26 protein-coding genes, 1 tRNA gene and 1 pseudogene are annotated in these 24,420 nt (G+C 47.6%); 10 read left to right on the top strand and 18 right to left on the bottom strand.

The window, feature by feature from the left end:
- Positions 1–8: 8 nt before the first annotated feature.
- From rbsD to GVI43_RS13100, 7 genes are all read right to left on the bottom strand, one after another.
- Positions 9–428 carry a D-ribose pyranase gene (gene rbsD / locus GVI43_RS13130; RefSeq protein ID WP_159567311.1) on the bottom strand — a complete coding sequence of 140 codons (420 nt, stop codon included), beginning with the start codon at positions 426–428 and terminating at the stop codon, positions 9–11.
- A 224-nt stretch (positions 429–652) separates the two neighbouring features.
- Positions 653–1,309 (bottom strand): 3-oxoacid CoA-transferase subunit B, encoded by a 657-nt coding sequence (locus tag GVI43_RS13125; protein WP_159567310.1) that lies wholly within the window; start codon positions 1,307–1,309, stop codon positions 653–655.
- Positions 1,306–1,965 (bottom strand): acetate CoA-transferase subunit alpha, encoded by a 660-nt coding sequence (atoD, locus tag GVI43_RS13120; protein WP_159567309.1) that lies wholly within the window; start codon positions 1,963–1,965, stop codon positions 1,306–1,308. Before atoD ends, GVI43_RS13125 begins: the two co-directional genes overlap by 4 nt.
- Before the next feature lie 12 nt (positions 1,966–1,977).
- A complete protein-coding gene (locus GVI43_RS13115) occupies positions 1,978–3,159 on the bottom strand; it encodes an acetyl-CoA C-acetyltransferase (protein ID WP_159567308.1) in 1,182 nt (393 codons plus the stop codon).
- On the bottom strand, positions 3,156–3,989 hold the full coding sequence (locus GVI43_RS13110; protein WP_159567307.1) for a beta-keto acid cleavage family enzyme: 834 nt from the start codon (positions 3,987–3,989) through the stop codon (positions 3,156–3,158). The genes GVI43_RS13115 and GVI43_RS13110 overlap by 4 nt, the downstream gene beginning before the upstream one ends.
- Before the next feature lies 1 nt (position 3,990).
- Entirely contained in the window at positions 3,991–5,253 is a 1,263-nt protein-coding gene (locus GVI43_RS13105) for an MFS transporter (RefSeq protein WP_159567306.1), read from the bottom strand.
- A gap of 14 nt (positions 5,254–5,267) precedes the next feature.
- Positions 5,268–6,041 carry a cyclase family protein gene (locus GVI43_RS13100; RefSeq protein ID WP_159567305.1) on the bottom strand — a complete coding sequence of 258 codons (774 nt, stop codon included), beginning with the start codon at positions 6,039–6,041 and terminating at the stop codon, positions 5,268–5,270.
- A 421-nt stretch (positions 6,042–6,462) separates the two neighbouring features.
- Here GVI43_RS13100 and GVI43_RS13095 point away from each other — a divergent pair, with 421 nt between their 5' ends.
- Positions 6,463–7,152, top strand: a complete 690-nt coding sequence (locus tag GVI43_RS13095) for a TetR/AcrR family transcriptional regulator (protein ID WP_159567304.1) — start codon at positions 6,463–6,465, stop codon at positions 7,150–7,152.
- Positions 7,153–7,223: 71 nt separating this feature from the next.
- Here GVI43_RS13095 and sugE read toward each other — a convergent pair whose 3' ends face one another.
- The 4 genes from sugE to efp form a co-directional block, all read right to left on the bottom strand.
- On the bottom strand, positions 7,224–7,538 hold the full coding sequence (sugE, locus tag GVI43_RS13090) for a quaternary ammonium compound efflux SMR transporter SugE (protein WP_159567303.1): 315 nt from the start codon (positions 7,536–7,538) through the stop codon (positions 7,224–7,226).
- A gap of 109 nt (positions 7,539–7,647) precedes the next feature.
- The gene (locus tag GVI43_RS13085) at positions 7,648–8,001 is read right to left on the bottom strand and encodes a DMT family protein (protein ID WP_159567302.1); all 354 of its coding nucleotides are present in this window, start codon (positions 7,999–8,001) and stop codon (positions 7,648–7,650) included.
- A gap of 48 nt (positions 8,002–8,049) precedes the next feature.
- Entirely contained in the window at positions 8,050–8,181 is a 132-nt protein-coding gene (locus tag GVI43_RS13080) for an entericidin A/B family lipoprotein (RefSeq protein ID WP_159567301.1), read from the bottom strand.
- Positions 8,182–8,320: 139 nt separating this feature from the next.
- Entirely contained in the window at positions 8,321–8,887 is a 567-nt protein-coding gene (gene efp / locus GVI43_RS13075) for an elongation factor P (protein WP_159567300.1), read from the bottom strand.
- A 46-nt stretch (positions 8,888–8,933) separates the two neighbouring features.
- Between efp and epmB the strand changes: the two genes are divergently transcribed.
- On the top strand, positions 8,934–9,962 hold the full coding sequence (gene epmB / locus GVI43_RS13070) for an EF-P beta-lysylation protein EpmB (RefSeq protein ID WP_159567299.1): 1,029 nt from the start codon (positions 8,934–8,936) through the stop codon (positions 9,960–9,962).
- Positions 9,963–10,067: 105 nt separating this feature from the next.
- On the opposite strand, the gene groL is transcribed toward epmB, so the two are convergent.
- The 3 genes from groL to GVI43_RS13055 all read right to left on the bottom strand — a co-directional run bounded on the left by groL (position 10,068) and on the right by GVI43_RS13055 (position 12,709).
- Entirely contained in the window at positions 10,068–11,714 is a 1,647-nt protein-coding gene (gene groL / locus GVI43_RS13065) for a chaperonin GroEL (protein ID WP_159567298.1), read from the bottom strand.
- A 52-nt stretch (positions 11,715–11,766) separates the two neighbouring features.
- Entirely contained in the window at positions 11,767–12,060 is a 294-nt protein-coding gene (locus GVI43_RS13060; protein WP_159567297.1) for a co-chaperone GroES, read from the bottom strand.
- 184 nt (positions 12,061–12,244) lie between these two features.
- On the bottom strand, positions 12,245–12,709 hold the full coding sequence (locus GVI43_RS13055; protein ID WP_159567296.1) for an FxsA family protein: 465 nt from the start codon (positions 12,707–12,709) through the stop codon (positions 12,245–12,247).
- Positions 12,710–13,116: 407 nt separating this feature from the next.
- Here GVI43_RS13055 and aspA point away from each other — a divergent pair, with 407 nt between their 5' ends.
- The 6 genes and pseudogenes from aspA to GVI43_RS15760 all read left to right on the top strand — a co-directional run bounded on the left by aspA (position 13,117) and on the right by GVI43_RS15760 (position 18,864).
- A complete protein-coding gene (aspA, locus tag GVI43_RS13050) occupies positions 13,117–14,541 on the top strand; it encodes an aspartate ammonia-lyase (RefSeq protein ID WP_159567295.1) in 1,425 nt (474 codons plus the stop codon).
- A gap of 137 nt (positions 14,542–14,678) precedes the next feature.
- Positions 14,679–15,979: pseudogene (locus tag GVI43_RS13045) on the top strand (anaerobic C4-dicarboxylate transporter).
- A gap of 265 nt (positions 15,980–16,244) precedes the next feature.
- Positions 16,245–16,589 carry a divalent cation tolerance protein CutA gene (gene cutA, locus GVI43_RS13040; RefSeq protein ID WP_159567294.1) on the top strand — a complete coding sequence of 115 codons (345 nt, stop codon included), beginning with the start codon at positions 16,245–16,247 and terminating at the stop codon, positions 16,587–16,589.
- Complete coding sequence (locus tag GVI43_RS13035; protein WP_159567293.1) at positions 16,565–18,337, top strand: protein-disulfide reductase DsbD; 1,773 nt, start codon at positions 16,565–16,567, stop codon at positions 18,335–18,337. Before cutA ends, GVI43_RS13035 begins: the two co-directional genes overlap by 25 nt.
- Before the next feature lie 141 nt (positions 18,338–18,478).
- Positions 18,479–18,554: transfer RNA gene (locus GVI43_RS13030), tRNA-Phe, on the top strand.
- 157 nt (positions 18,555–18,711) lie between these two features.
- Positions 18,712–18,864: a hypothetical protein gene (locus GVI43_RS15760; RefSeq protein ID WP_170324333.1), complete on the top strand. Its 153-nt coding sequence runs from the start codon at positions 18,712–18,714 to the stop codon at positions 18,862–18,864.
- A 44-nt stretch (positions 18,865–18,908) separates the two neighbouring features.
- Here the strand turns inward: GVI43_RS15760 and GVI43_RS13025 are convergent, their stop codons facing one another.
- From GVI43_RS13025 to GVI43_RS13015, 3 genes are all read right to left on the bottom strand, one after another.
- Entirely contained in the window at positions 18,909–19,202 is a 294-nt protein-coding gene (locus GVI43_RS13025) for a type II toxin-antitoxin system RelE/ParE family toxin (RefSeq protein WP_159567292.1), read from the bottom strand.
- Positions 19,195–19,437, bottom strand: a complete 243-nt coding sequence (locus tag GVI43_RS13020) for a type II toxin-antitoxin system ParD family antitoxin (protein ID WP_159567291.1) — start codon at positions 19,435–19,437, stop codon at positions 19,195–19,197. Before GVI43_RS13020 ends, GVI43_RS13025 begins: the two co-directional genes overlap by 8 nt.
- 105 nt (positions 19,438–19,542) lie before the next feature.
- A complete protein-coding gene (locus GVI43_RS13015; protein ID WP_425482151.1) occupies positions 19,543–20,106 on the bottom strand; it encodes a hypothetical protein in 564 nt (187 codons plus the stop codon).
- A gap of 358 nt (positions 20,107–20,464) precedes the next feature.
- Between GVI43_RS13015 and GVI43_RS13010 the strand changes: the two genes are divergently transcribed.
- Together GVI43_RS13010 and GVI43_RS13005 are read left to right on the top strand one after the other, a co-directional pair.
- Positions 20,465–22,438: an ATP-dependent nuclease gene (locus tag GVI43_RS13010; protein ID WP_159567290.1), complete on the top strand. Its 1,974-nt coding sequence runs from the start codon at positions 20,465–20,467 to the stop codon at positions 22,436–22,438.
- Between the two features lie 154 nt (positions 22,439–22,592).
- The gene (locus GVI43_RS13005) at positions 22,593–23,210 is read left to right on the top strand and encodes a DUF6088 family protein (RefSeq protein ID WP_159567289.1); all 618 of its coding nucleotides are present in this window, start codon (positions 22,593–22,595) and stop codon (positions 23,208–23,210) included.
- A gap of 433 nt (positions 23,211–23,643) precedes the next feature.
- Here the strand turns inward: GVI43_RS13005 and GVI43_RS13000 are convergent, their stop codons facing one another.
- The gene (locus GVI43_RS13000; RefSeq protein ID WP_159567288.1) at positions 23,644–24,348 is read right to left on the bottom strand and encodes a DUF4145 domain-containing protein; all 705 of its coding nucleotides are present in this window, start codon (positions 24,346–24,348) and stop codon (positions 23,644–23,646) included.
- Between the last annotated feature and the right edge of the window lie 72 nt (positions 24,349–24,420).

Here is a 24,420-nt window from a genome sequence, read left to right as displayed (position 1 = left end):
TCAGTACCTCAGAACACAACGCCGGAACATAAAATTACATTGGCGTAGGGTGAACATTCACCGGTACGCACAACCGCGCGGCTGTCATGAGACAACGCTTTAAACTCTTCGTGGCTCACATATTCCACCACAATGGTATTTCCCTGACGCTGCTCTAGCTCATTTAGCCGAGTCAGCAATTGCTGATGCATCTGCGGGTTTTTATCTGCGATTTCTGCGGCCACTATGGCTTTTTCAACCTGCATTTCGTCAGTCACTGCGTCAAATACCTGCAAAAATGAAGGTACGCCGTGGGTCAGCGCCAAATCAATACGCTCAACGCCAGCCGGAACCGGTAAGCCCGCATCGCCAATCACCAGAGTATCCGTATGCCCCAGACGGGAGATAGCCCAAGAGAGGGTTGAATTGAGTAATGTGCCTTTTTTCATCCGGTTTACCGCCATCGAAACGTTTCGTTAGTTCAAAGTTTAGAAACATAAGCGGATAAAGTAAAAGATTTATGAGGAATTTGTGATCGCCATCGAAACGTTTCGATAAAATGAGAATAATGGAGAAAAGCTGAAACGTTTAAGTGGTAATAAGGGATTTTATTGAATCAATAGAAGAAGTGCTGTTCCATCCTGACTAAGACAGAACAGCATAATTACAGCGCTTAAAGGGCAAGATTCATTGATTTGAAACTAGCATCAACAATAAATTCCGCATCAGTCTTTTCACTAATCAGCGCCAGCGAAACGCCCGGAGCATGTTCGATCAAAACCAAATGCCCGTCTCTGAATTCAAAAACCGCAAGCTCGGTTACCAGCACAGAAACACAGCATTGCGCCGTTAAGGGTAATGTACAACGTGGTAAAATCTTGGATGAGCCGTTTTTTGCACAGTGCTCCATTGCCACAATCACTTTTCTGGCACCGGTCACTAAGTCCATGGCACCGCCCATACCCGGTACCATTTTGCCGGGGATCATCCAGTTGGCCAGATTCCCTTGCTGATCGACTTCCAGCCCACCTAATACACAGGCGTCCACATGATTACCGCGAATCAGTGCAAATGAGAAGGCGCTATCAAAGGTTGAACCTCCGGGAATAATACCGCACGGCTGCCCTCCGGCATTCGCCAGATCGGGATCGTGTTCCCCCTCCTCACAAGCGCAAATACCGAGAAAACCGTTTTCTGACTGAAAGGTAATATCAACCCAATCGGGAATATAGTTAACCACCATGGTGGGCAGGCCAATCCCCAGATTAACCACATCACCGTCCTGAAGCTCTAAGGCCACCCGACGGGCTATCAGCTCTTTTGGCGTCATTGAGCACCTCCCTGAATCAGGCCATCAATCAGCATGGCCGGGGTCATAACCAGATCCGGATCCAACTCGCCGATATTGACCAACTCTTCAACTTCAGCAAATACCCGATCGGCAGCCAATGCGATAACCGGATTAAAATTCCGGGCTGACCGTCGATAGTAAAGGTTCCCCGCCCGATCGCCCCGCTTAGCGTGAACCAGTGCCAAATCGGCGCGTAGCGGTAATTCCAGCAGATAGTCCCGTCCGTTAATCGTCATCCGCTGTTTCCCTTCTTCAACCACCGTTCCTACGCCAGTCGGCGTCAGAAACCCACCAAGCCCTGCACCACCAGCCCGAATACGTTCAACCAGCGTTCCCTGTGGTACCAGCTCAACCTCCATTTCACCGGACATCATCTGGCGGCCGGTTTCGGGATTAAGCCCGATATGAGAAGCAATTACCTTGCGTACCCGTTTATGGGCAATCAGCGGAGCAACGCCCAACCCCGGCACTGCGGTATCATTACCGATCAACGTTAAGTCCTTTACGCCTGAATTCAGCAAGGCATTGATTAACATCGGCGGCGTACCGTTTCCCATAAAGCCACCAAACATAATGCTCATGCCATCCCGTAACTGAGAGGAAAAACTATCCAGCGTAATCAGTTTAGCTTTCACTATCGGTCCTCCTTAGTTTATCCGCTCAACGATAACGGAAACCCCTTGCCCGCCACCGACACACAACGTCGCTAGCCCAAGTGATTTATCTCTGGCCTGCAGAGCATGAAGCAATGTCACAAGAATGCGGGCTCCTGAGGCACCAATCGGATGGCCTAAGGCAATTGCCCCGCCGTTAACGTTGGTTTTATCTAAGTCCAGACCAAGCTCTCTTCCTACCGCAATAAACTGAGCGGCAAACGCTTCATTAGCCTCAATCAGGTCGATATCCGCCAGACTAAGGTTAGCGTTTAGCAAGGCCTTCTGAGTCGCTGGGACCGGCCCGATTCCCATATAGGCGGGGTCAACGCCACTGGTCGCGTAACCGCGAATGCGTGCCATTGGCTTTAAACCTAACCGGCGGGCCTTATCACCGCTCATCACAATCAAAGAAGCGGCACCGTCGTTAACGCCGGAGGCATTCCCCGCCGTCACTGTGCCGACAGGCTTAAAGGCTGACCGCAGCTGGCTAAGCGTAGCTATTGACGTGTCAGCCCTTGGATATTCATCTTCAGAAAACACCACATCGCCCTTTCTCTGGCGAACAGTGACCGGAATAACTTCACGGGCAAAGGCACCGGATGCAATTGCCGCCGCCGCCCGTTGCTGAGATCGAGCGGCAACTTCGTCCTGTTCACGGCGGCTAATACCATAGCGCTCGGCAATATTTTCAGCGGTAATGCCCATATGATAATGGTTGAAAGCACAGCTCAGACCGTCATTCACCACGGTATCGATAATTTTCCCGTCACCCATCCGGTATCCCCAGCGGGCTTTTTCTAACAGGTAAGGCGACGCTGACATATTCTCCATCCCCCCGGCCAGTACGGTTTCGACATCGCCGGATCGGATCATTTGAGCAGCAAAAATGATACTTTTCAGGCCCGAGCCGCACACCACATTGATGGTGGTAGCTGGAGTGACTTCAGGTAGCCCGGCATTAATCACAACCTGCCGGGCGGGGTTCTGCCCTAACCCTGCCTGTAAAACGTTGCCAAGGACGGCTTCATCAATAGTACTGGCCTCAATACCGGCGCGCGCAATCGCTTCCTGAGCAACCAAGGTACCTAACTGAGATGCAGAGACTGAGGCTAGAGCCCCACCAAAACTCCCGATTGCCGTGCGTACGGCACTAACAATGACTAACTCGGTCATGAGACCCTCTCTTTTAGCCCAAGAACGGCGCGAGCTTCAGCGGGCGTTGCCGATGGCCTGCCTGCCTCATTGGCTAAGCGCACTGCTCTTGCCACAAACTGGGCGTTAGATTCAGCCAACTGCCCCTTCCTATAAAAGACGTTGTCTTCCATCCCGACCCTGACGTGCCCGCCAAGGGCTAGCGTGGCCATCAGAACCGGCATATGCCCTTTGCCGATACCGAATGCTGACCAGTGGGCATCTGCCGGTAATAAATTACGTAAATAGACTAAATTCTCCACCGTCGCAGCCGTTCCTCCCGCAGCACCCAATACCAGTTGATAGTAAGCTGGCGTTTTGATGAGGTTCTTCTTTATGTAATACAGTGAGTTGTAGAACATTCCGGCATCAAATATCTCAATCTCCGGTCTGACTTGATTATCAATCATCACCTGCCCCAGCTTTTCCAGAAACTTAGGATGATTGATAAACAGGCCACTGTGCGCCCAGTTCATTGAACCGCAGTCATAGGAAGCCAGCTCAGGTTTGAGGTCTATCACGTGTTCCATTCTGGTTTCATCCGTCGCATTAAGATCGCCGGAGGTGGTCAAATTAATTACGATGTCGCACTTTTCACGAATTAATCCCACCGTTACCCTGAATTTCTCCAGATTCATCGTCCCTTTACCTTGGTCGTCGCGCATGTGCAAATGAGCAATCGCGGCACCGGCCTGCCAGCACTCATACACATCATTGGCAATCTCGGTTGGCGTCAACGGAATATTCGGGTTGTCCTGCTTGGTTGGAAATGCGCCCGTGGTTGCTACCGTAATAATCGTTTTGTTATTCATATTAATTTCCTTCCTGTGCTTCGGCATTCTGTACTGCACAGGATTTTTGTTTATTTGCATCAATATTGGGTAAAGCGAACATCATCAAGCCGGCCAGACAGAAGAAACCTGCGCAAATCATTAGACCAGTCACTAAGCCGTAGCCCTGAGCAATAAAGCCCATGGCAAATGGCGCAAATGCAGAGACACCCCGTCCGATGTTGAAACAAAAACCTGCACCAATCGTGCGGATTCTGGTGGGAAAAAGCTCCGGAAAATAGGAGCCCATCAGGCCAACAAACGCGGTGAAGAAGGCATATACCGGCCCCATCACCAACAGAGCCATATCGCCGGTCATACTGACGTAAATCGGTAGAGTAATGGCGGTGCCAATAAATGAGAGAATGAGTGCAGTACGCCGACCAATCTTATCGGCAAGTATGCCAAAGGCGTTGTAGCCGACAAACATGCCGACATTGAGCACGATAAAGAACAGCGACATGGTTTCCATGCTCAGCCCACGGTCCTGAGTCAAAAACAGCGGTAGCCAAGTGGTACATCCCCAATAACCAATCAAGCCAAAGCTGGCTACCGTGGTTGCCAGAACCGTATTACGCAGCATATCGGCGGAGAAAATCTCAGAGATGGCAATTTTCTCTCCTTTAATTTTTTGCTGCTCTTTTTGCTGCTTCCACACTTCAGATTCAGGCACGAAAATCAGGAAGTAAATTGCCGCAATAATGGCACCGGCACCGCATAAAAACAGCGCCCGCCAGCCATAGGCAGGAATAATCAAATAGGATAAGAATGCGGCTAAACCGGCACCAACAGGAAAAGAACTCAGCACAAACGAAGCCGCTCTTCCACGCTGTTTTGGTGGCCAGGTTTCAGTAATATAAGCAACAATAATGCTCCACACGCCGCCTAAACCAAGGCCGGCTAAAAAGCGCAGTACCAGAATTTCGAACCAAGTGCTGGTAAAGGCGATAGCAACCGTGAGCACGCTAAAAATAGTCAGGCTCCAGAACAGAGTTTTTCGCCGCCCGTAAGTATCAGCACACCAACCGACAATAATACTACTCAGGCCAATACCAACCATGGTAGCGGTTGCCAGAAGCCCGCCGTCGGCTTTCGAGATGCCAAGATCGGCAATAATAACTGGCATCGCGACGGCCAGTAATAGGATATCCATCGCGTCAAACATATAGCCAAAAAAGCCACCAAACAGAACGTGCCACTTAGCACTCTTCTTACCTGAGATTGATGAATTGCTGGAACTAGTCATGGTATATCCCTTAATCACAAATCAAACATAGCGACCGGACGACACCAGCCTGCGCTGGCAGCTTTAATTTTTATCGGGAAGCAGGCGATTTTGAAACCGAATGGAGGAAGCTGGTCTAAATTGCACATTTTCTCCATGTGGTAATACTCGCTTTCAATACCGGCAAAGTGTCCTTCCCAAATCAATGATGAATCCCCGGTTTGCTCGAACTCTTCGGCAATCAGGGATAAAGGGCGATCCCAACTCCATGCATCAGTACCCACGACTTTAATTCCGCGTTCCAGCAGATATAGCGTCGCCTCACGCGTCATGCCGCATCCAGCGCTAAGATAAGCGGAAGTCCCCCAGTGTTCAGCGGCACCGGTACGGATTACCACGATATCCAGCGGTTTGAGGCTATAGTTGATGCGACTAAGTTCATTTTCGATATCAGCGACGGTAATCTTGCCTCCGTCGCCCGGCTGCTGAGAGAAATCAAGCATCACACCGTCGGAGAAGCACCATTCCAATGGAATCTGATCGATAGTTCTGGCGGGTTCCCCTTTATTCATCGTCGGGTGGTAGTGCCAGGGCGCATCAAGGTGAGTTCCACTGTGGGTTGTCAGTTGAATATATTCAATCGACCAGCCAAGGCCGCCCGGCAGATCTTTCTCGGTCGCGGTAGGGAAAAACTGGCGCATATGCTCAGCGCCTTTATCGTGCCCCCAATACTCAATTTTGGTCGGCATAGAGGGCGGGTCGCAGGGAGTGTGGTCTTCAAGGGTTACGCTGAGGTCAATAATCTTCATATAGAGGCTCCTGTATTCTATTTACCTAAATCAATGCCAAGCCTGCATTGGTATAAAAACGATCTGATTATTGGTCGTACGTCCAACCTATAAAAATATTGAACGTCCGTCCAACTAATTTGTGTTAAATAGTGAGGGAGATCTTAAAAATTAACGTTAGTGCGGGTAACCGTAGAATGGATTTGCAGGGCCAGTAGACATTAAAGAATAAAAGTAGTCTTTAAAATCATGAAATAATAGTATCAATCAGGGTATTAGCAGCCGTCATGTAGTATCACGACATAAATTTAAGTGAATTTACGCCTCACGGCTTTATAATGTTCAGGCGTTTGTCGTAAACGCTAAGCTAGAAAAATTAATTCGTTGTAGACGTTTTCTATTTCGACAGTCCACGCCATTATTTGACAGTGTGAAATACAACATGCAGATATCAACATCAGAAAAAATTCTCAATGCCGCTGAACAACTGTTTGCACAGCGCAGCTATGATGCTGTGTCTATCCGCCAAATTACTCAAACGGCCGGCGTTAAACTGGCTTTAGCCCACTACCATTTTGGCACTAAAGAAGCGCTGTTTGAAGCAGTAATCAAACGCAGAATAGGTTTGCTCAGCGACTGTCGGCTGCAGCTACTCGACTACTTTCGACATAAAAACAACGGCGCGCCGCTGTCTATTAAACACATCGTTCACTCATTCGTTGTGCCTTATCTTTTCTGGCACTTAAACGGAGGATCCGGATGGCGCAGCTATGCCCGTATGGTTTCAAGCCTGCTGGGCTATAATCTTGAGCTGCTAAAAGATCAGTTCGACTCTGCGGCAGTTTTATTCCAACAGGAAATGCGCCGTTCTATGCCCGATGCGGATGAAGCCAGCATTCAATGGGGTTTCGATTTTATGGTCGGCGTAATGTGTAATACGTTTTCAGAAGTCGACAGAATCGGTGAGCTGTCAGGCATGCTCTGTTCGATAGAAAACAAAGAGCAGGCCTGTGAGTATTTACTGTCGTTCATTGTTGCTGGCCTGAAAAATTTGGCGCAAAACAACAAAGAAGATTTAGCCGATAGCTTATCCATTCTCAAATCATTAAACATGCCGGGGCACGGCCTATAAAAAACCCTCACCAATTTGAGACACAAATCGATGAGGGTTTCTTAAACTATAGGTCGGTGTATTCAACAGGCTTACGAACTAAACTTCAGCCCGATAATACCGCCAATAATCAGGCACAGGCTGAGGATCCGCATCAGGCTGGCCGATTCGCCCAGCAGTATAATTCCAGTAATCGCGGCACCAACCGCACCAATACCGGTCCAGACGGCATAAGCCGTGCCTACCGGCAACGTTTTCATCGCATTAGCTAACAGGAAAACGCTGGCGGCCATCGCAACTGCGGTAATAACGCTTGGCGTTAAGCGGGTAAATCCATGGCTGTACTTCAAACCAATCGCCCATACCACTTCCAGCAGTCCGGCAACCAGTAAAATTATCCAAGCCATAATGGGTGCTCCCCTGACATGATGGGGTCGTCCCCGAATGATTGATGCGTAATCAGGTCGTCCTGATTAGCTGATTGAAATGCTCGGCGAATTAAGTATAGGCCTGCGGTTACCCTAAAATTTTATCACGAAACATAAAAAACACCGCGCCCGACAGGCAAAGCCCAGCCCAGATATAGTCTGTGCGAAAGGGCTCTTTCAAAATATACATCGAAAATGGAATAAACACCGACAGACTAATCACTTCTTGAATAATCTTTAATTGCCCCGCAGAGGCAACCTGATAGCCAATACGATTGGCCGGAACCTGTAGCAAATATTCAAACAGCGCAATGCCCCAGCTAACTAAAGCGGCAATCACCCAGACTTTACTGTGAAAATATTTGAGGTGACCATACCAAGCAAAAGTCATAAACACATTGCTCAGCGTCAGCATAAAAACGGTAATAACTAACGGTGACATAAACAGCAGGGTCCTGATTACGGCAAACTAGATGACACCAAGCTAAATTCAGCTTGCCCCGCGCTCAATAGCTCCGCCAACGTGACGAATATCTTGACCAAAACCGCGTACGGTATTACAGCCACTGAGTGCTGATACCACAATTAATGATAGCAAAACGACACCGATCGCTTTCAACATACTGCTCTCCTTGTATTCTGCCCTAGCCTTTCTACTCATTAATCTAGCAGACGAAATCTGCGCTGCAACTCAATGAAGTAACCCGGCAATCAAAAAGATAAGGCCGTAAACACGGCCTTATTCAACGACGGCTAGTAAATTACTTAACGCGTGAAACATATTCACCCGAGCGGGTATCGACCTTAATCACTTCACCAATCTGAACGAATAAAGGTACTTTAACTACCGCACCGGTGGTCAGCGTGGCTGGTTTACCGCCGGTACCGGCAGTATCACCTTTCAGGCCCGGATCGGTTTCAACAATTTCTAACTCAACGAAGTTAGGCGGCGTTACCGCGATAGGCGAGCCGTTCCATAACGTGATAATACATTCAGCCTGCTCAACCAACCATTTAGCACTATCGCCTACGGCTTTAGCATCAGCTTCTAGCTGTTCAAACGTGGCATTGTTCATGAAGTGCCAAAAATCACCGTCGGTGTACAAATACGTCAGGTTCATATCCATAACGTCAGCACCTTCAGCGCTATCGGTAGACTTAAATGTTTTTTCCAACAGCTTACCCGAAATCAATTTGCGCAGACGGGTGCGGGCAAACGCTTGCCCCTTACCAGGTTTAACGAATTCGCTTTCAATAACGGCACAAGGTTCACCGTCTAACATGATTTTAAGACCTGGACGGAAATCGTTGCTAGAATAAAACGCCATGATGATCCTCTTTCTTGATTATATAAATTAGGTAGCTCAGCTAAAAATGGCGCACATTGTAACCTATAACACGGTAACTAGAGAAGGATGGTTACAACAGTTATCGGACGTTATTACCGATCCTGACGAATTATTACGTCTTTTATCCCTAGAAAATCATCCTGAGCTGACTCAGGGCAACGATGCTCGCCGGCTGTTTGCCCTACGCGTTCCCAGAGCCTTCGTTGCCCGGATGCAAAAAGGAGATCCTCGGGATCCGCTGCTGTTACAGGTTTTAACTCAGCAAGACGAATTTATCCAGGCGCCCGGATACAGCAACGACCCGCTGGAAGAACAGCACGCAGCCGTTCCCGGCCTGTTACACAAATACCATAACCGCGCCCTGCTGCTGGTAAAAGGCGGCTGCGCCGTCAACTGCCGCTATTGCTTTCGCCGCCACTTTCCCTATCACAATAATCCTGGCAATAAGCATAGCTGGTCTGCCGCATTAGACTACGTCAATCAGCATACTGAGCTGGATGAACTGATTTTTTCCGGCGGCGATCCGCTAATGGCCAAAGATCACGAGCTCGACTGGTTAATCACTGAAGTAGAAAAAATACCGCACATTAAGCGATTACGAATTCATTCCCGTTTGCCCGTCGTTATTCCTGCCAGAATTACCGACGCCTTATGCCATCGCTTTGCTAACTCACGCTTACAGACTATTTTTGTCACCCATATCAACCACGCACATGAAATTGATGACCACCTCATTGACAGCATGAGAAAATTAAAGCAATCAGGGGTAACGTTGCTCAATCAAAGTGTTTTACTGCGTGGAGTAAATAATAGTGCCGAAGCGTTAATTGATCTAAGTAATCAGCTATTTAATGCAGGAATTTTACCTTATTATCTACACGTTTTAGATAAAGTTCAGGGCGCGGCTCATTTTATGATAGACGATGAAAGTGCCAGAGAAATAGTAGGTAAAATGTTGGAGAAAACCTCTGGTTATCTGGTTCCTAAACTGACCAGAGAAATCGGTGGTCAGCTAAGTAAAACGCCCTTAGATTTAAAATTATTTAACGGTTAATTAAATTACGCTCTGAACAAAAAATCTAATCAATCACAGGCATAAAAAAAACCCCGATTCAACATCGGGGTTTTTGCTATTCAGAGAGTCTGAATGAAAAGGGGATTACATCATTCCGCCCATTCCACCCATGCCGCCCATTCCACCAGCACCGCCCATGTCTAACTTATCGTCTTTTGGTAAGTCAGTGATCATGCACTCGGTAGTAATCATCAGACCAGCGATAGATGCTGCGTACTGCAGCGCTGAACGGGTTACTTTGGTTGGATCCAAGATACCCATTGCAATCATGTCGCCATACTGTTCAGTCGCTGCGTTATAACCGTAGCTACCTTCACCGGCTTTAACGTTGTTTGCAATAACAGAAGGTTCTTCGCCTGCGTTAGCAACGATTTGGCGTAAAGGCGCTTCCATTGCTCGTAATGCAACACGGATACCTACGTTTTGATCTTCGTTATCAGCAGTCAGGCTAGCCAGTTTTGCAGCAACGCGGATTAACGCTACGCCACCACCGGCAACGACGCCCTCTTCAACCGCAGCGCGAGTTGCCTGCAGCGCATCTTCTACGCGTGCTTTCTTCTCTTTCATTTCGATTTCAGTTGCTGCGCCAACTTTAAGAACCGCAACGCCGCCGGCTAATTTAGCCACGCGCTCTTGCAGTTTCTCACGGTCGTAGTCAGAACTTGATTCTTCGATTTGCTGACGAATTTGCGTTACGCGGCCTTTGATAGCCTCTTCTTCGCCAACGCCATCGATGATGATGGTAGTGTCTTTGTTGATAACAACGCGCTTAGCCTGACCCAGATCTTCCAGAGTTACTTTTTCCAGCTCTAAACCGATCTCTTCAGAAATAACGATACCGCCAGTCAGCGTAGCGATGTCTTGCAGCATGGCTTTACGACGATCGCCGAAGCCCGGAGCTTTAACCGCTGCTACTTTAACAATACCGCGCATGGTGTTAACTACAAGAGTAGCCAGCGCTTCACCTTCAACGTCTTCAGCAACGATAACCAGCGGTTTTCCCGCTTTAGCAACGGCTTCTAATACCGGTAGCATTTCACGAATGTTAGAGATTTTTTTATCAACCAACAGGATGAATGGGCTTTCTAGCTCAACGGCACCCGTTTCTGGTTTGTTGATGAAGTAAGGAGACAGGTAACCGCGGTCAAACTGCATACCTTCTACAACGTCTAACTCGTCTTCCAGGCCAGTGCCTTCTTCAACGGTGATAACGCCTTCTTTACCTACTTTTTCCATCGCTTCTGCAATCAGCGAGCCTACGCTGTCGTCAGAGTTTGCAGAGATGGTACCAACCTGAGCAATCGCTTTAGAATCAGCACAAGGTACAGACAGATTTTTTAGTTCTACTACTGCGGCAATAACCGCTTTGTCGATACCGCGCTTAAGGTCCATCGGGTTCATACCCGCTGCAACCGCTTTTAAGCCTTCAGTGATGATAGATTGAGCAAGAACGGTTGCGGTAGTTGTACCGTCACCCGCGGCATCATTGGCCTTGGAAGCAACTTCCTTAACCATCTGAGCGCCCATATTTTCGAATTTATCTTCCAGCTCGATTTCACGCGCAACGGATACACCATCTTTGGTGATCGACGGAGCGCCGAATGATTTGTCTAGAATAACGTTACGGCCTTTAGGCCCTAAAGTTACTTTAACCGCATCGGCCAGAACATTTACGCCACGTAGCATTTTTACACGAGCGTCACTACCAAATTTAACGTCTTTAGCTGCCATCTTTAAATTTCCCTTAACTGTTTAATTTAGTTCAAAAAAAGAGCGTTCTAAATTACGCTTCAACAATAGCCAGAATGTCACTTTCAGACATGATCAATACTTCATCGTTATCGATCTTTTCTACTTTAACGCCGTAGCCATCGTTAAAAATAACGATATCGCCAACCTTAACGTCTAAGCCTTTAACTTCGCCGTTCTCTAAAATACGGCCGTTACCTACCGCTAATATTTCACCGCGGGTTGATTTTGCCGCTGCAGAACCGGTTAGAACGATACCGCCAGCTGATGTAGTTTCAACTTCTTTGCGTTTAACAATTACGCGATCGTGTAATGGACGAATTTTCATTGATAGTTCTCCTTTGAGAAAGTCCTTATCAGGGGTCAGGATTGAGCAGGTATTTAATTACCCGCCGCGTGATATTCATAATGGGGGCGTAACTTAGCCCTTCAAGGGCTAAGACGAAAAAAAAATTTATATTGGTTGATTGATAACAACGCTTGAGATGCAGATAACAGCGGTTCAGCTAGTATTATTTGTCGTCAATACGTTTATTTGGCTCGTCTTCTTTACGCTGGAATTCACCTTCAATAGTGTAACTATCAACGTTTGCCCCTGTAGGCGACGTAGAGCCCGGCGTAAACGCCCTGATGTATGGCATCATTCGAAGCGTGATCAACTTCTGTACCGGTGGAAGTAGCAGCAGCAAACCTAAGAAATCGGTGAAAAATCCGGGTATCAATAGCAGGAAACCGGACAGCAGCAGAGAAACACTTTTGACCATTTCTGCCGCAGGGTTTTCCCCTGAAGCCAGCTTCTGCTGCATCTGAATAAAGGTCTTTAGCCCCTGATTACGCACCAAAGAGACGCCCAGACACGAAGTCAGAATCACCAAAACCAGAGTCAGCCCTACGCCAATAATCAGCGAAACCTGAATAAATAGTGTGATTTCGATATAGGCCAGCAAGAATAAAATAACAATCGGCAACCAGCGCACACGCTCTCCTTAAGCTAACAGAATGGGGCAGTTGTTACCGGATAATGATACTAAAATGACATCAATAAAAGCTTACAACCAACATCATTTTGACAAAATATATACCTACTGTTGTCAGGCCATTAACTAGATTAACAAACTGTCTATTTACCTACTATATGGTGACGATAACCTATAATTTCAACTGTGACGATAAAAACAGCAACTAACCATTAGGTGTGATACAACTCACACATACTCCAATATTTTAGCCTATGATGTAAATATCTGATCTAGGTTCGTACTTTTAAAACAAAGCAGATTATGATCGTCGCATTAAGTGAAGCACACACGCTTCTATAACAATTATAATTGTTAGTAACACAGCTTTTCGTATTATTCATCTTGGTATAAAAAAGAAGGTTTACATGTCAAATAAGATCCGTATCGAAGAAGACTTATTAGGAACACGAGAAGTGCCGGCTGAGGCTTATTATGGCGTACATACTCTACGCGCCATTGAAAACTTTTATATCAGCAACAGCAAAATCAGTGATATCCCAGAGTTTGTTCGCGGCATGGTTATGGTTAAAAAAGCCGCAGCAATGGCGAATAAGGAATTAAAGACAATTCCTCGTACTATTGCAGATACCATCATTCAGGCTTGTGATGAAGTTCTGAAAAACGGCAAATGTATGGACCAGTTCCCCGTAGACGTTTATCAAGGCGGCGCTGGTACCTCTGTAAACATGAATACCAATGAAGTTATCGCCAATATCGGCCTAGAACTAATGGGCCACCAAAAAGGCGAATACCAGTATCTGAACCCGAACGATCACGTTAATAAATGCCAGTCTACCAACGATGCTTACCCAAGCGGTTTTCGTATCTCAGTTTATGCTTCACTGCTGAAACTGGTTGACGCAATCGAAGCGCTTCGCGCTGGTTTCGACCGTAAAGCTATTGAATTCAAAGACGTGTTAAAAATGGGCCGTACCCAGCTACAGGATGCGGTTCCAATGACCTTAGGCCAAGAGTTTCACGCTTACAGTATTTTGCTGAAAGAAGAAGTGAAAAGCATCATGCGTACCGCTGAGCTACTGCTTGAAGTTAACCTTGGCGCCACCGCTATCGGAACTGGTCTTAACACACCAAAAGAGTACCCGCCATTAGTGGTGCAAAAACTGGCTGAAGTAACCGGTTTCCCTTGCGTTCTGGCCGAGGACTTAATCGAAGCAACGTCTGACTGTGGCGCCTATGTTATGGTCCACGGGGCGCTAAAACGCCTTGCGGTTAAAATGTCTAAAATCTGTAATGACCTTCGTTTACTCTCTTCCGGCCCTCGCGCTGGTCTGAACGAAATTAACTTACCTGAATTGCAGGCCGGTTCATCGATCATGCCAGCTAAAGTTAACCCAGTTATTCCAGAAGTTGTTAACCAAGTTTGCTTCAAAGTTATTGGTAACGATATCTGCGTAACCATGGCTGCTGAAGCAGGCCAGTTGCAGTTGAACGTCATGGAACCCGTTATTGGTCAAGCCATGTTCGAGTCAATCCACATTCTGTCTAATGCATGTCATAACCTAGTTGAGAAATGTATTGATGGTATCACCGCAAATAAAGAAGTTTGCGAAGCCTACGTATTCGGCTCAATTGGTATCGTTACCTATCTGAACCCATTCATTGGCCACCATAACGGTGACATCGTGGGTAAGATTTGTGCTGAAACCGGTAAGACCGTACGTGAAGTAGTACTTGAGCGAGGCCTTTTGACGGAAGCAGAACTGGATGATATTTTCTCCATCCAGAACCTGATGCATCCAGAATATAAAGCAAAACGTTACGAAGATTGATGGCAATTAGCTAATCAGCAAACAAGGCATGTTATCTATAAAAGTTACATGCCTTTTTAATACCGACAGAACGAGTTACTAACTAATTTGTGTTATGCCATATTTTGATAACACTCTAATAATCAAGGAAACTATCTATGTTAGCTGTACAATTTGTTATTGTCCTGCTGGCCATTTACCTCGGAGCAAGATTAGGTGGCATCGCCATCGGTTTTGCCGGTGGATTTGGCGTGCTTGTACTGACACTGGTGTGCCAAATCAACCCAGGTAAAATTCCGTTTGATGTTCTTCAAATCATCATGTCGGTTATTGCAGCCATCGCGGCGATGCAGGTCGCAGGAGGAATGGACTATCTGGTCAGTCTGGCAGAAAGGCTTCTTCGTAAAAATCCTAAATACATCACCTTCCTTGCGCCGGTAGTCACTTATTTTATGACTATTTTTGCAGGAACCGGCCATACCGCATTCTCAACCATGCCGGTTATTGCTGAAGTGGCTAAAGGTCAAGGCATTCGTCCTTCTCGTCCACTGTCTATCGCCGTTGTAGCTTCGCAAATTGCGATTACCGCGTCTCCTATCTCTGCTGCAGTCGTGTTTACCGCAGGCCTGTTAGAGCCGGTTGGCGTTAGCTACCTGACGCTGTTGGCAATTTGTATTCCGACAACCTTCGTTGCCGTTATGCTGACCTCCATTATTGCTAACTTCCTTGGCTGTGAACTAAAAGACGATCCGGTGTATAAAGATCGTTTAGCCAAAGGGTTAGTCAGCGATGCCGTGTCTGAGAAAATTGTTGTTAAGCCGGGCGCGAAGCTATCAGTGGTTCTGTTTCTGATTGGTATCGTTGCCGTTATGCTTTACGCAACGGCTATCAGTAAGTCAGTCGGCCTGATTGCAACGCCTATTCTGGGTCGTGATGACGCCATTGTGGTGTTTATGCTGACTATCGCCACCATGATTTGCGTTCTGTGCAAAATCAACACTGGCGACATTCTGAATGCAAGTACCTTTAAATCAGGTATGAGCGCCTGTATTTGTGTGCTGGGCGTTGCATGGTTAGGCGATACGTTCGTTCAAGCCCATATCAATGAAATTAAAGCATTTTCCGGTAGCCTGCTGCAGGAACACTCTTGGTTATTAGCCGTCATCCTGTTCTTCGCCGCTACCCTGCTTTACTCACAGGCGGCAACGGCTAAAGCCTTACTGCCAGCGGCGCTGGCTATTGGTGTGAGCCCGGTTGGTATCGTGGCATCTTTTGCCGCAGTGTCTGCCCTGTTCGTTCTTCCGACTTACCCAACGCTGATTGCGGCGGTTCAGATGGATGACACAGGCTCGACTCGTATCGGTAAGTACGTATTAACCATCCGTTCTTAATTCCTGGCGTAGTGGCGATAAGCCTGTCAGTACTGTTCGGATTTATTGTTGGTAATATCGTTATCTAGTCGTTGTTGTCTGACCCGGGGTTTTGCTCTGGGTCAGACGATCTATAAACGTGTTGAGATTTTCTCACCTCAGTTCGACGCCATTCAGATCGGTTCAATTCAGCGCAGGTTTCGTCCGCATCGGCAAAGTCGAAAGGCTAGCTTCGTCTGGCGGTGAGGAGCGGTGATATATCACCCGCTATTTTGCCTTTACTGACAAATCCGCCGCCAACCAGTATAGTGTTTTCCTGAATTCAGTATGTTTGCTCCAAACGAGGTAAGCATTATGACACCAGTAGATCCCGACGGTCACAGCACCAATGCCATCATTGTTCTCTGTACAGCACCGGATGAGGCCAGCGCCCAAGAACTCGCCACGCGAGCTTTGGGGGAGAAACTGGCAGCTTGTGTCACTTTATTACCCGGGGCAACCTCACTTTACTATTGGCGAGGCAAGCTGGAACAAGAATACGAAGTCCAGATGCTGTTTAAAACCAACAGACAGCACCAAGATGAATTGCTCTCGATGCTAAAACAGCATCATCCTTATGAATTACCGGAACTACTGGCTTTACCTGTCAGCGGCGGCAATAAAGAATATTTATCATGGCTCGACACATCACTAAACTAATCGCTCTTTTCTGGTTCACCCTGCTTTGCGCTTCATCTGGCGTACAGGCATCTCTATTTAGTCATTCGCCCTCTACGGACAAATTTACCAGCGTCGATCGGGCCTTTGTGTTTGATTTCAGCCAAAAGAATCATCAGCTTACCCTGACGTGGAAAATTGCTCCCGGTTACTATCTATACCAGCATCAGATGAAAATCGTTGCCGGGAATGCAGAACTGGCTGAATACACCCTGCCAACCGGTACAAAGCATCACGATGAATTTTATGGCGATACCTTTATTTACACGCAGGCGTTGTCCATTCCTCTAACGCTTAAACAGGTCAGTGATGAGTCTATCGTAACCGTCACCTATCAGGGCTGTGCCGAAGCCGGTTTTTGCTATCCGCCGGAAACCCGTAAAGTGCCACTCAGCGCGGTAACCGGCCCGGTGGAGCAAACGCTGGCTGCTTCATCCGATATAAATGCGCAGCAGAGTGCCGCTGGCAATAGCGACACGCAGCAAGATTCAGCGCCTCTGCCGTTCTCACCGCTATGGGCATTAGTTATTGGCATGCTGGCGGCCGTGACCCCTTGCGTTCTGCCGATGTATCCGCTGATTTCCGGCATTATTCTGGGCGGTAAACAAACCTATACCCTCAGGCGCACTTTCTTTTTAGCCTTCTTATACGTTCAGGGCATGGCCGTCACCTACACCGCCTTAGGCATGGTGGTTGCCGCAGCCGGAATGCAGTTTCAGGCCTATTTCCAGCACCCGGTGGTGTTAATCGGGCTATCAGCGCTGTTCATTCTGTTAGCCCTGTCAATGTTCGGGGTTTATGCCCTACAGCTTCCTTCGTCGATGCAGACTAGGCTGACCATGTGGAGCAATAGCCAGCAAGGCGGCTCTCCAACCGGCGTTTTTGTGATGGGCGCGCTGGCCGGATTAATCAGTTCCCCCTGTACCACTGCGCCGTTAACCGCCATTTTGCTGTACATCGCCCAAAGCGGTAATTTACTGGCCGGAGGCGGAACGCTGTATCTATATGCTTTAGGCATGGGTATTCCATTGATTCTGGTTACCCTATTCGGCAATAAAATATTGCCGCGCAGTGGCCCGTGGATGCAATACGTTAAAGAGGGCTTTGGCTTTATTATTCTGGCCCTGCCGGTCATCCTGCTAGGCCGCCTGTATGGCGATGTGTGGGAGCTACGCATGTGGTCTGCTCTGGGTCTGGCTTTCTTCGGTTGGGCGTTTATCGTCAGTCTGAGAGCTTCTCGAGGCTGGGCCCGGTTACTACAGCTCATACTTCTGGCCGCCCTGCTGATGACAACGCGCCCGCTGCAGGATTGGGCATTTGGCACATCGTCAGCACCAAGCCAGTCCGTTGACCATATCGCCTTTGATGCGATTGATAGTCAGGATAGCCTCAACCGCGCGCTGGCGCAGGCTAAAGGCAAAACGGTAATGCTAGATCTGTACGCCGACTGGTGCGTGGCCTGTAAAGAATTTGAGAAATATACTTTCAGCGATCGAGCGGTAAAAAACGCCCTGTCTGGCTCAACGCTGCTCCAGGCCGACGTTACCGCCAATAATGACCAGCATATAGCCTTACTCAAAGAGCTACAGGTCCTTGGCCTACCGACAATCCTGTTCTTTGATAAAAACGGCAAGGAGCTCACTGACCTGCGGGTCACCGGCTTTATGAATGCTAAAGCGTTCACCGAACATCTGGAAAAAGTGAAAAGACGCAGCGAATCGGCAGGCTAAAACCGGCACCAACCAGCACGTTGATTATTTAGACAAACCGACCAATTTAGTGCGAAAAAACGACGATCAAGAGTAATTTCACGTTTGAATGCCAGAAAGCCATTGACGACAACGCGGATATCCGGTTTAATGCGCCCCGTTGCCCGGATAGCTCAGTCGGTAGAGCAGGGGATTGAAAATCCCCGTGTCCTTGGTTCGATTCCGAGTCCGGGCACCAAAATTTAGTTTCATGATGTTCCTACACGTCCTGAAACGTTATAAAATCAGTAAGTTAAATTAACCCGCAGTGCAGAGATGTGCTTCGGGTTTTTTGATGTCTATAGTTTTTGGGGCTTAATTGGGGCCTGCCGGTTCGATAAACTGTGGAGCCCCCAATGCCTCTCGCCGATACCGAAATCCGTAATGCAAAGATCCTGCGTGCGCTGGAGCTGCTCGTATTCCCGCTGATTGGCAAGTTCCCCGTAGCCGATCTGAAAAACTGCCGATTTGCCGATCCCGTTGTGGATAGCCGAAAAGAAAATCTGTGACAATAGCTGCGAACACGCTCGTAATTTAGCTGAAATAAAACAGATTACTCATCGGAAAAATGAAGCAGTGGCTCCATTTGCTGGTGAAGAATTCTTAAAACAAAAATATCCCGCTCGCGGGCGCGGTAAAAAATGGCGTGCTGACGATAATCTAAACGCCGGACGCCTTCAGCAATTTCCGGATATTCCCGGCCCATAAGCGGTGACTGAACGACCGATACCAGTATATTTTCCAGCGCGTCGGTATAGCTGTCCGCCTGAACCACGCCAAATTTCAGCAGAGTGTATTCATAAATACCGGCGAAATCGTCAGCGGCCAGACGGGAAAGCTTATACATTGTGCTGTCGCTTTTTCTGCGCCGCGATGTCGCGCAGGGTCAGCGGGCTTTCACCGCTGCGCTCTCCAGCGAGCACGGCATTTCTCAGCTCGTCCATTTGGGCCTCTTTTTGCTCCAGCAGACGAAGCGCCGAGCGCACCACCTCACTGGTTGAGCCGTAGCGACCGTTATCAATCATGCGATTTACAAAGGAATCAAGCTGGTCGCCAATGGTGATGCTGGTTGTTCTTGGCATACGGCCTCCTTGTGTTAATAGATAACACAACTATAGCACGGCGATGGTTTATTTCAATATGAGGAAAAGGCCCGATATCGTCGGGCCATGTCGCGTTGGTCAGCGCTACATCATACGCCGCACCTCATCAATCAACTTCACCCCTGCTACCGTGCGCACGAAACGCGGCATTCTTAGCTCATCGGCGAAATAACACACCAGCTCGAACAGCAGACCGTTAAGCGTTTGCTCCATTTCCGGCACAAATGTGCGGCCGGACAGGAGCTGCGCCAGCGTGAGGCAATAGTCACACAGCAGTTCGGTTTCAGGCTCAAAGCAGGGAGACGTTTCGGGAATATCATCGACGGTGAGGCTTTCGATCAGACGGCGCGGTATGGGTTTGGCCAGCGCGGGTTGCAGCAGCGTCAGCATAGCGGTCAGGCGGCTGCACAGCGCCAGTCTTTCCGGCAGGCTGTGGCATTCCACCAGATTTTCAACCAGTCGTTCGCAGTATCCGGCCAGTTGGGTGAAATCGTCACTTGCGTCAAAGGCTAGAGTCAGCAGGGAGTCTTGTGAGAAATGTGTTTGGGTTGGGGTAGCAGGCATTGGGTAGCCTCCAGTGAGAATTAAATTATTCCCACCATCGGAAATGCTAATTTCACGGGTGGTGGAACCGGACGGAGTTAGCATTACCGGCCTCACTGACACCGGCGCGTCTTGCGACGCCCCCGCCCGGCCCACCATTGAGATGTAGCCGAACGCACGACACAAAAAAAGCGCAGACGCGCCTTGTGTCGTCAGTGAAGTATTTCAGGATGCTAATCCCGGAGCCTGATTTTTTAGGCGCGGGTAAAAGATACCGCGATTTTCGCCTTACCACAAGCGAGGTTGTGGAAGACAGATCGCAAACAGAAAAATATCTGTCTCCATATTGGACTGCCATCTCAAAATACATAATTATCAGTAAGTTAGATCGACATCAAATTATGCCTATCATTTCGTTATTAACATAGAGCTCCTTTGCATATTAATAATTACGGAGTGAATAATGTCTGTAGAAAACCGTTCAAAGCTGCTTCGCATGACAATCCGAAATATCGGATGTATAGGAAATGAAGGTGTCGATATTGCACTCGATAATATTGTTTGTCTGGTGGGGAAAAATAATGCCGGTAAGTCTACCGTTCTCAGAGCATATGAATTAGCCAAAGGAAGTGTGTCATTTGATCCTTCACATGACCGGCACCAGCATGCTCAACCAGATCAACCGTCAGAAGTTCTTCTTGAGGTTCATATTCCTCATGGCATTGGTAACGTTGATGCAAAATGGAAACAGGAAAAAGAGGGATTCCTTGTTGTAAAAAGCCGCTGGCAATGGAATGCACCTGATTTTCAGAAAGTCCGTACCACGTGGGATCCCGTCGGAGACGATGAAGAACGGGGCTGCTGGGCCGAGGATACCAAAGCAGGCGGTGCCGATCCGGTATTTACTTCCAGACTTCCCAGACCGTTGAGAATTGGCTCACTGGACGATGCTGCAAAAACAGAAGAATTACTGCTTAATCTTGCCCTTTCGCCCCTGCTGACTGAACTAGAAAAAGCCCGTGGGAACCCAGCATCCGATCTGGCAAAAGCTATTGAGAGTGTTTCCTCCAGTATGAATGCCCTCAGCGAACAACATCAGGAGCATTTTAATGATATTGCAGGCAAAGTATCGGCTGGATTCAAAGGTATTTTTCCCCGACTGGACGTTAGCCTTAACGTGTGTGCGGCACCACTTGTTCCTAAAGTTGGCGATCTCATCAAAAATGGCTCGAGTCTGAGAATTTCAGATGGAAGGGCTGATACTGATTTGGTGCAACAAGGAACAGGAGCTCGCAGAGCATTATTCTGGGCAATGCTTCAGGTTCATAATGAGCTTAATCGCGATAAAGAAGTGCGGAGCGAATATCGTAAACACCTTGAAAAAGATATAAACGAACTAACCAAGAAGGTGGCAAAACCACCTAAAGGAAGTACCCCAGAACAGCTATCGAAAGAGCTGGCTCAGGCCAGAGCATTACTCGAAGCACATGATAGCGGCGCACCAATCCCTGACAGTCCTGAAGACCCTGCCTTTCCCGGCTATCTGCTACTAATCGACGAACCAGAAAATGCATTACATCCTATGGCGGCACGGGCGGCTCAACGCCATTTATACCAACTGGCAAAAAACCCCGACTGGCAGGTCATTCTGACCACCCATTCCCCCTATTTTATCAATCCGTTCGAAGATCACACCACGATTGTGCGCTTAGAGCGGGGCAGAGATGATGACCAGTCTCCGATAACGCCGAGAACATATCGCTCAGATCTGATTGAATTTGAAGGTGATGATAAGCAGCGGCTTCAAGCGCTACAACATATCGATCCCAGCTTTTCGGAGGTCTTTTTTGGTTCACACCCTGTACTGGTCGAGGGCGATACAGAACATGCTGCGTTTATGGCATCCATCATAGAACGCAATCATGCGCTGATGGATCAGGTAGCCATCATTCGCGCTCGGGGGAAAGCTATTCTGGTACCGCTGATAAAGGTACTTACGCATTTCAAAATTGATTTCAGTCTGGTGCATGATGCGGATTCACCACAGAAATCAAACGGCACTAAAAATGGTATGTGGACTGAAAACGAGAAAATCAAAAATGCTATTCGGCAGGCCAGAAGTGAAGGACTTACGGTTCGCCATCGTGTCAGTATTCCTGACTTTGAACGTTTTTTGGGTGGAGATGAAGCGTCAAAAGATAAACCACTAAATGCTTACCTGCAAATCACACAGGACGAAGGTCTGGCTACTAACGTTAAGAATTTATTAACTGAACTCTTATCTTCCCAGCAGCATGCCCCTTTTGAAACCATCAGAGATACCAGTGATTATATGCAGCAATTGCTGGATAAGGTTATTGGTTGGGCAGAAAAGAACGGCAAACAAGAGGATCCCAGATTCAGACGCAATGCTGACCCACTACACGCTGAGGCCTGATACAGAAACCGACAAGGTCACTATGGATAGTGGCCTTGTTATTAAATCTATCAATCTAGATATATTTTTGCTGACATTAATACGCTTGTATAACTTATTAAATATGGTCTAAAATGAAATCACATTGAAATAAAACGTCAGTACAGGAGAATCGATGTCTGTTACCGCCCTGGCCCGCCAACGGGTTCACCGCATGAAGCGCGGCGTACCGTTTTCCATCAGTGGATTTTACCCGCTGGGAAGCCGTGCCTCTGTGCAACAGGCTTTGAGCCGTCTGGCTAAAGAGGGGCTGATTGTTCGGGTAGAACGCGGGTTCTATGCCCGACCAAAGCCGCTGAAAAGCATTCCTTCTATCAGGGTAGTGACGAGCGCAGAAAAAATCGCGGTTGTCTGGGCAAAAGAACGCGGCTATAAAATCGCGCTACAGGGGCTGGAAGCTGCGTATCGGCTTGGTATGCAAACTCAGGCACCGGTGAAGCGCGTTTACTGGTCGAGCGGGCCGACGCGTGAATTCAGGGTTGGCAATGAAATTGTCCGTATTCAGCATAAATCGGCAAGCCGGTTAAAATGGCTGAACCAGCCAGAAGGTGAGTTGTTGCGCGGTTTGTTGACGCTTAATGAGGAGCATACTCGCCCGGAAGTGCTGAAAACCGCTTTCAGTCGGCTGAACCTTTCATCCGGTGAAGCGCGTCACGTCACGGCAAAATTAATCAATGAACCGGCACTTCAAACATGGCGTTCACAGCTTGAACATTTGCAGCAGGCGATCTGATGAGTATCTTCGATTACTACCAGACAGAAGCACAGCGGCAGGAACTTCGGGAAACTCAGAAACAAATTCGCAAATTAAGTAGACACAAAAACCACAAAAGCATGACCTTTGTGTCCATTTAAAAAGCTAACCAAATGGAATAAACAAGGGCGTTGTGTTTTTACGCTTGTTGCAGACGACCTCGGGTCAAGGTCATTAAATTGAGCCATGATGTCTAGTTATCTCAACTGATGTATGACAATATCTCGAAAGTATAGAAAAAATATCAATGTAATCTATGCATTATGATGAAGGAATGTGAGTCATTATCTCAAAACCCCTGAGCCAACATATCAACTTCAGGTTTGAGAAAAATTAAACTAACAGAGAAACAATCCGCCGTTTTGCGACGAAGGACTATAGATTTGGGGAAATAAACTAAAAAATTTTGCTCTCACTCTCCCAGTCTGTCGAAAAATCTCATCATCAGCATCGCGCAAGAGGAGCTATACACTTGCTGTAAGAGAAACTCTAAATCCTCGTGAAAGACCAGTAAGTCCGAGTGATCCGCCTCATAAAGTGCCCTGAGGCTTGGCAAAAGATTCTTCGTTGCCAGAGACAAATCCCATTCATGTGCGACTTCATTACGTACCTGTCTGATGCGATGGCATTTTTCCGCCTCTTGCTGATCAATTAAACCTACGTTAAAAGCCTGATCAATCCGTGCACTGAAAGTCTTTGGGGGTTTTCCCGCATTATTTCCCAGAGCAACCGTTCTCAATGCCTCAAATTCCAACATCTCATCAAGAAGATTATCAAGCATTGAGCCCCAAACAATGACAACGCTACGAAAAGACTTACGGCTATTCTCTTTATTAGCCTCCAAAAGAAACTTTTTCAGGCGGTGGTACTTCACGGGAAGGCTCAGTGGCGGTAATGACTGTTGCGGAGATTTTGGCTCTATTGAGGCAATTTCACCATACTCACCAGCAACACATCTGGTAAAGATTTCACGCCCGTGAGGTTCAGGGTCATACGGAGAGGCAGTAAATAGTACTTCCTGACGAAGTGTATTCGTTCTAATCAGGCAATTGATAGCATTATGCTCATCATTCACCCATTGAGGATTACGAACTGATAGTATTTCAATCTTGATCATCAAATTACCTTAGCTATTCAATATTGGGTATGGTGGATTAATAATTTTCAACTCTGTCCATTCAGAAGCGAC

It is taken from the genome of Budvicia diplopodorum (assembly GCF_009800925.1).
Lineage (GTDB): Bacteria > Pseudomonadota > Gammaproteobacteria > Enterobacterales > Enterobacteriaceae > Budvicia > Budvicia diplopodorum.
This window is presented reverse-complemented; position numbering and strand designations above follow the sequence as displayed.

Coding starts and splice junctions, on each gene's coding strand:
- rbsD (WP_159567311.1), bottom strand. CDS start 428: ATGAAAAAAGGCACATTACTCAATTCAACCCTCTCTTGGGCTATCTCC.
- GVI43_RS13125 (WP_159567310.1), bottom strand. CDS start 1,309: ATGACGCCAAAAGAGCTGATAGCCCGTCGGGTGGCCTTAGAGCTTCAG.
- GVI43_RS13115 (WP_159567308.1), bottom strand. CDS start 3,159: ATGACCGAGTTAGTCATTGTTAGTGCCGTACGCACGGCAATCGGGAGT.
- GVI43_RS13110 (WP_159567307.1), bottom strand. CDS start 3,989: ATGAATAACAAAACGATTATTACGGTAGCAACCACGGGCGCATTTCCA.
- GVI43_RS13105 (WP_159567306.1), bottom strand. CDS start 5,253: ATGACTAGTTCCAGCAATTCATCAATCTCAGGTAAGAAGAGTGCTAAG.
- GVI43_RS13100 (WP_159567305.1), bottom strand. CDS start 6,041: ATGAAGATTATTGACCTCAGCGTAACCCTTGAAGACCACACTCCCTGC.
- GVI43_RS13095 (WP_159567304.1), top strand. CDS start 6,463: ATGCAGATATCAACATCAGAAAAAATTCTCAATGCCGCTGAACAACTG.
- sugE (WP_159567303.1), bottom strand. CDS start 7,538: ATGGCTTGGATAATTTTACTGGTTGCCGGACTGCTGGAAGTGGTATGG.
- GVI43_RS13085 (WP_159567302.1), bottom strand. CDS start 8,001: ATGTCACCGTTAGTTATTACCGTTTTTATGCTGACGCTGAGCAATGTG.
- GVI43_RS13080 (WP_159567301.1), bottom strand. CDS start 8,181: ATGTTGAAAGCGATCGGTGTCGTTTTGCTATCATTAATTGTGGTATCA.
- efp (WP_159567300.1), bottom strand. CDS start 8,887: ATGGCGTTTTATTCTAGCAACGATTTCCGTCCAGGTCTTAAAATCATG.
- epmB (WP_159567299.1), top strand. CDS start 8,934: ATGGCGCACATTGTAACCTATAACACGGTAACTAGAGAAGGATGGTTA.
- groL (WP_159567298.1), bottom strand. CDS start 11,714: ATGGCAGCTAAAGACGTTAAATTTGGTAGTGACGCTCGTGTAAAAATG.
- GVI43_RS13060 (WP_159567297.1), bottom strand. CDS start 12,060: ATGAAAATTCGTCCATTACACGATCGCGTAATTGTTAAACGCAAAGAA.
- aspA (WP_159567295.1), top strand. CDS start 13,117: ATGTCAAATAAGATCCGTATCGAAGAAGACTTATTAGGAACACGAGAA.
- cutA (WP_159567294.1), top strand. CDS start 16,245: ATGACACCAGTAGATCCCGACGGTCACAGCACCAATGCCATCATTGTT.
- GVI43_RS13035 (WP_159567293.1), top strand. CDS start 16,565: ATGGCTCGACACATCACTAAACTAATCGCTCTTTTCTGGTTCACCCTG.
- GVI43_RS15760 (WP_170324333.1), top strand. CDS start 18,712: ATGCCTCTCGCCGATACCGAAATCCGTAATGCAAAGATCCTGCGTGCG.
- GVI43_RS13025 (WP_159567292.1), bottom strand. CDS start 19,202: ATGTATAAGCTTTCCCGTCTGGCCGCTGACGATTTCGCCGGTATTTAT.
- GVI43_RS13020 (WP_159567291.1), bottom strand. CDS start 19,437: ATGCCAAGAACAACCAGCATCACCATTGGCGACCAGCTTGATTCCTTT.
- GVI43_RS13015 (WP_425482151.1), bottom strand. CDS start 20,106: ATGCTAACTCCGTCCGGTTCCACCACCCGTGAAATTAGCATTTCCGAT.
- GVI43_RS13010 (WP_159567290.1), top strand. CDS start 20,465: ATGTCTGTAGAAAACCGTTCAAAGCTGCTTCGCATGACAATCCGAAAT.
- GVI43_RS13005 (WP_159567289.1), top strand. CDS start 22,593: ATGTCTGTTACCGCCCTGGCCCGCCAACGGGTTCACCGCATGAAGCGC.
- GVI43_RS13000 (WP_159567288.1), bottom strand. CDS start 24,348: ATGATCAAGATTGAAATACTATCAGTTCGTAATCCTCAATGGGTGAAT.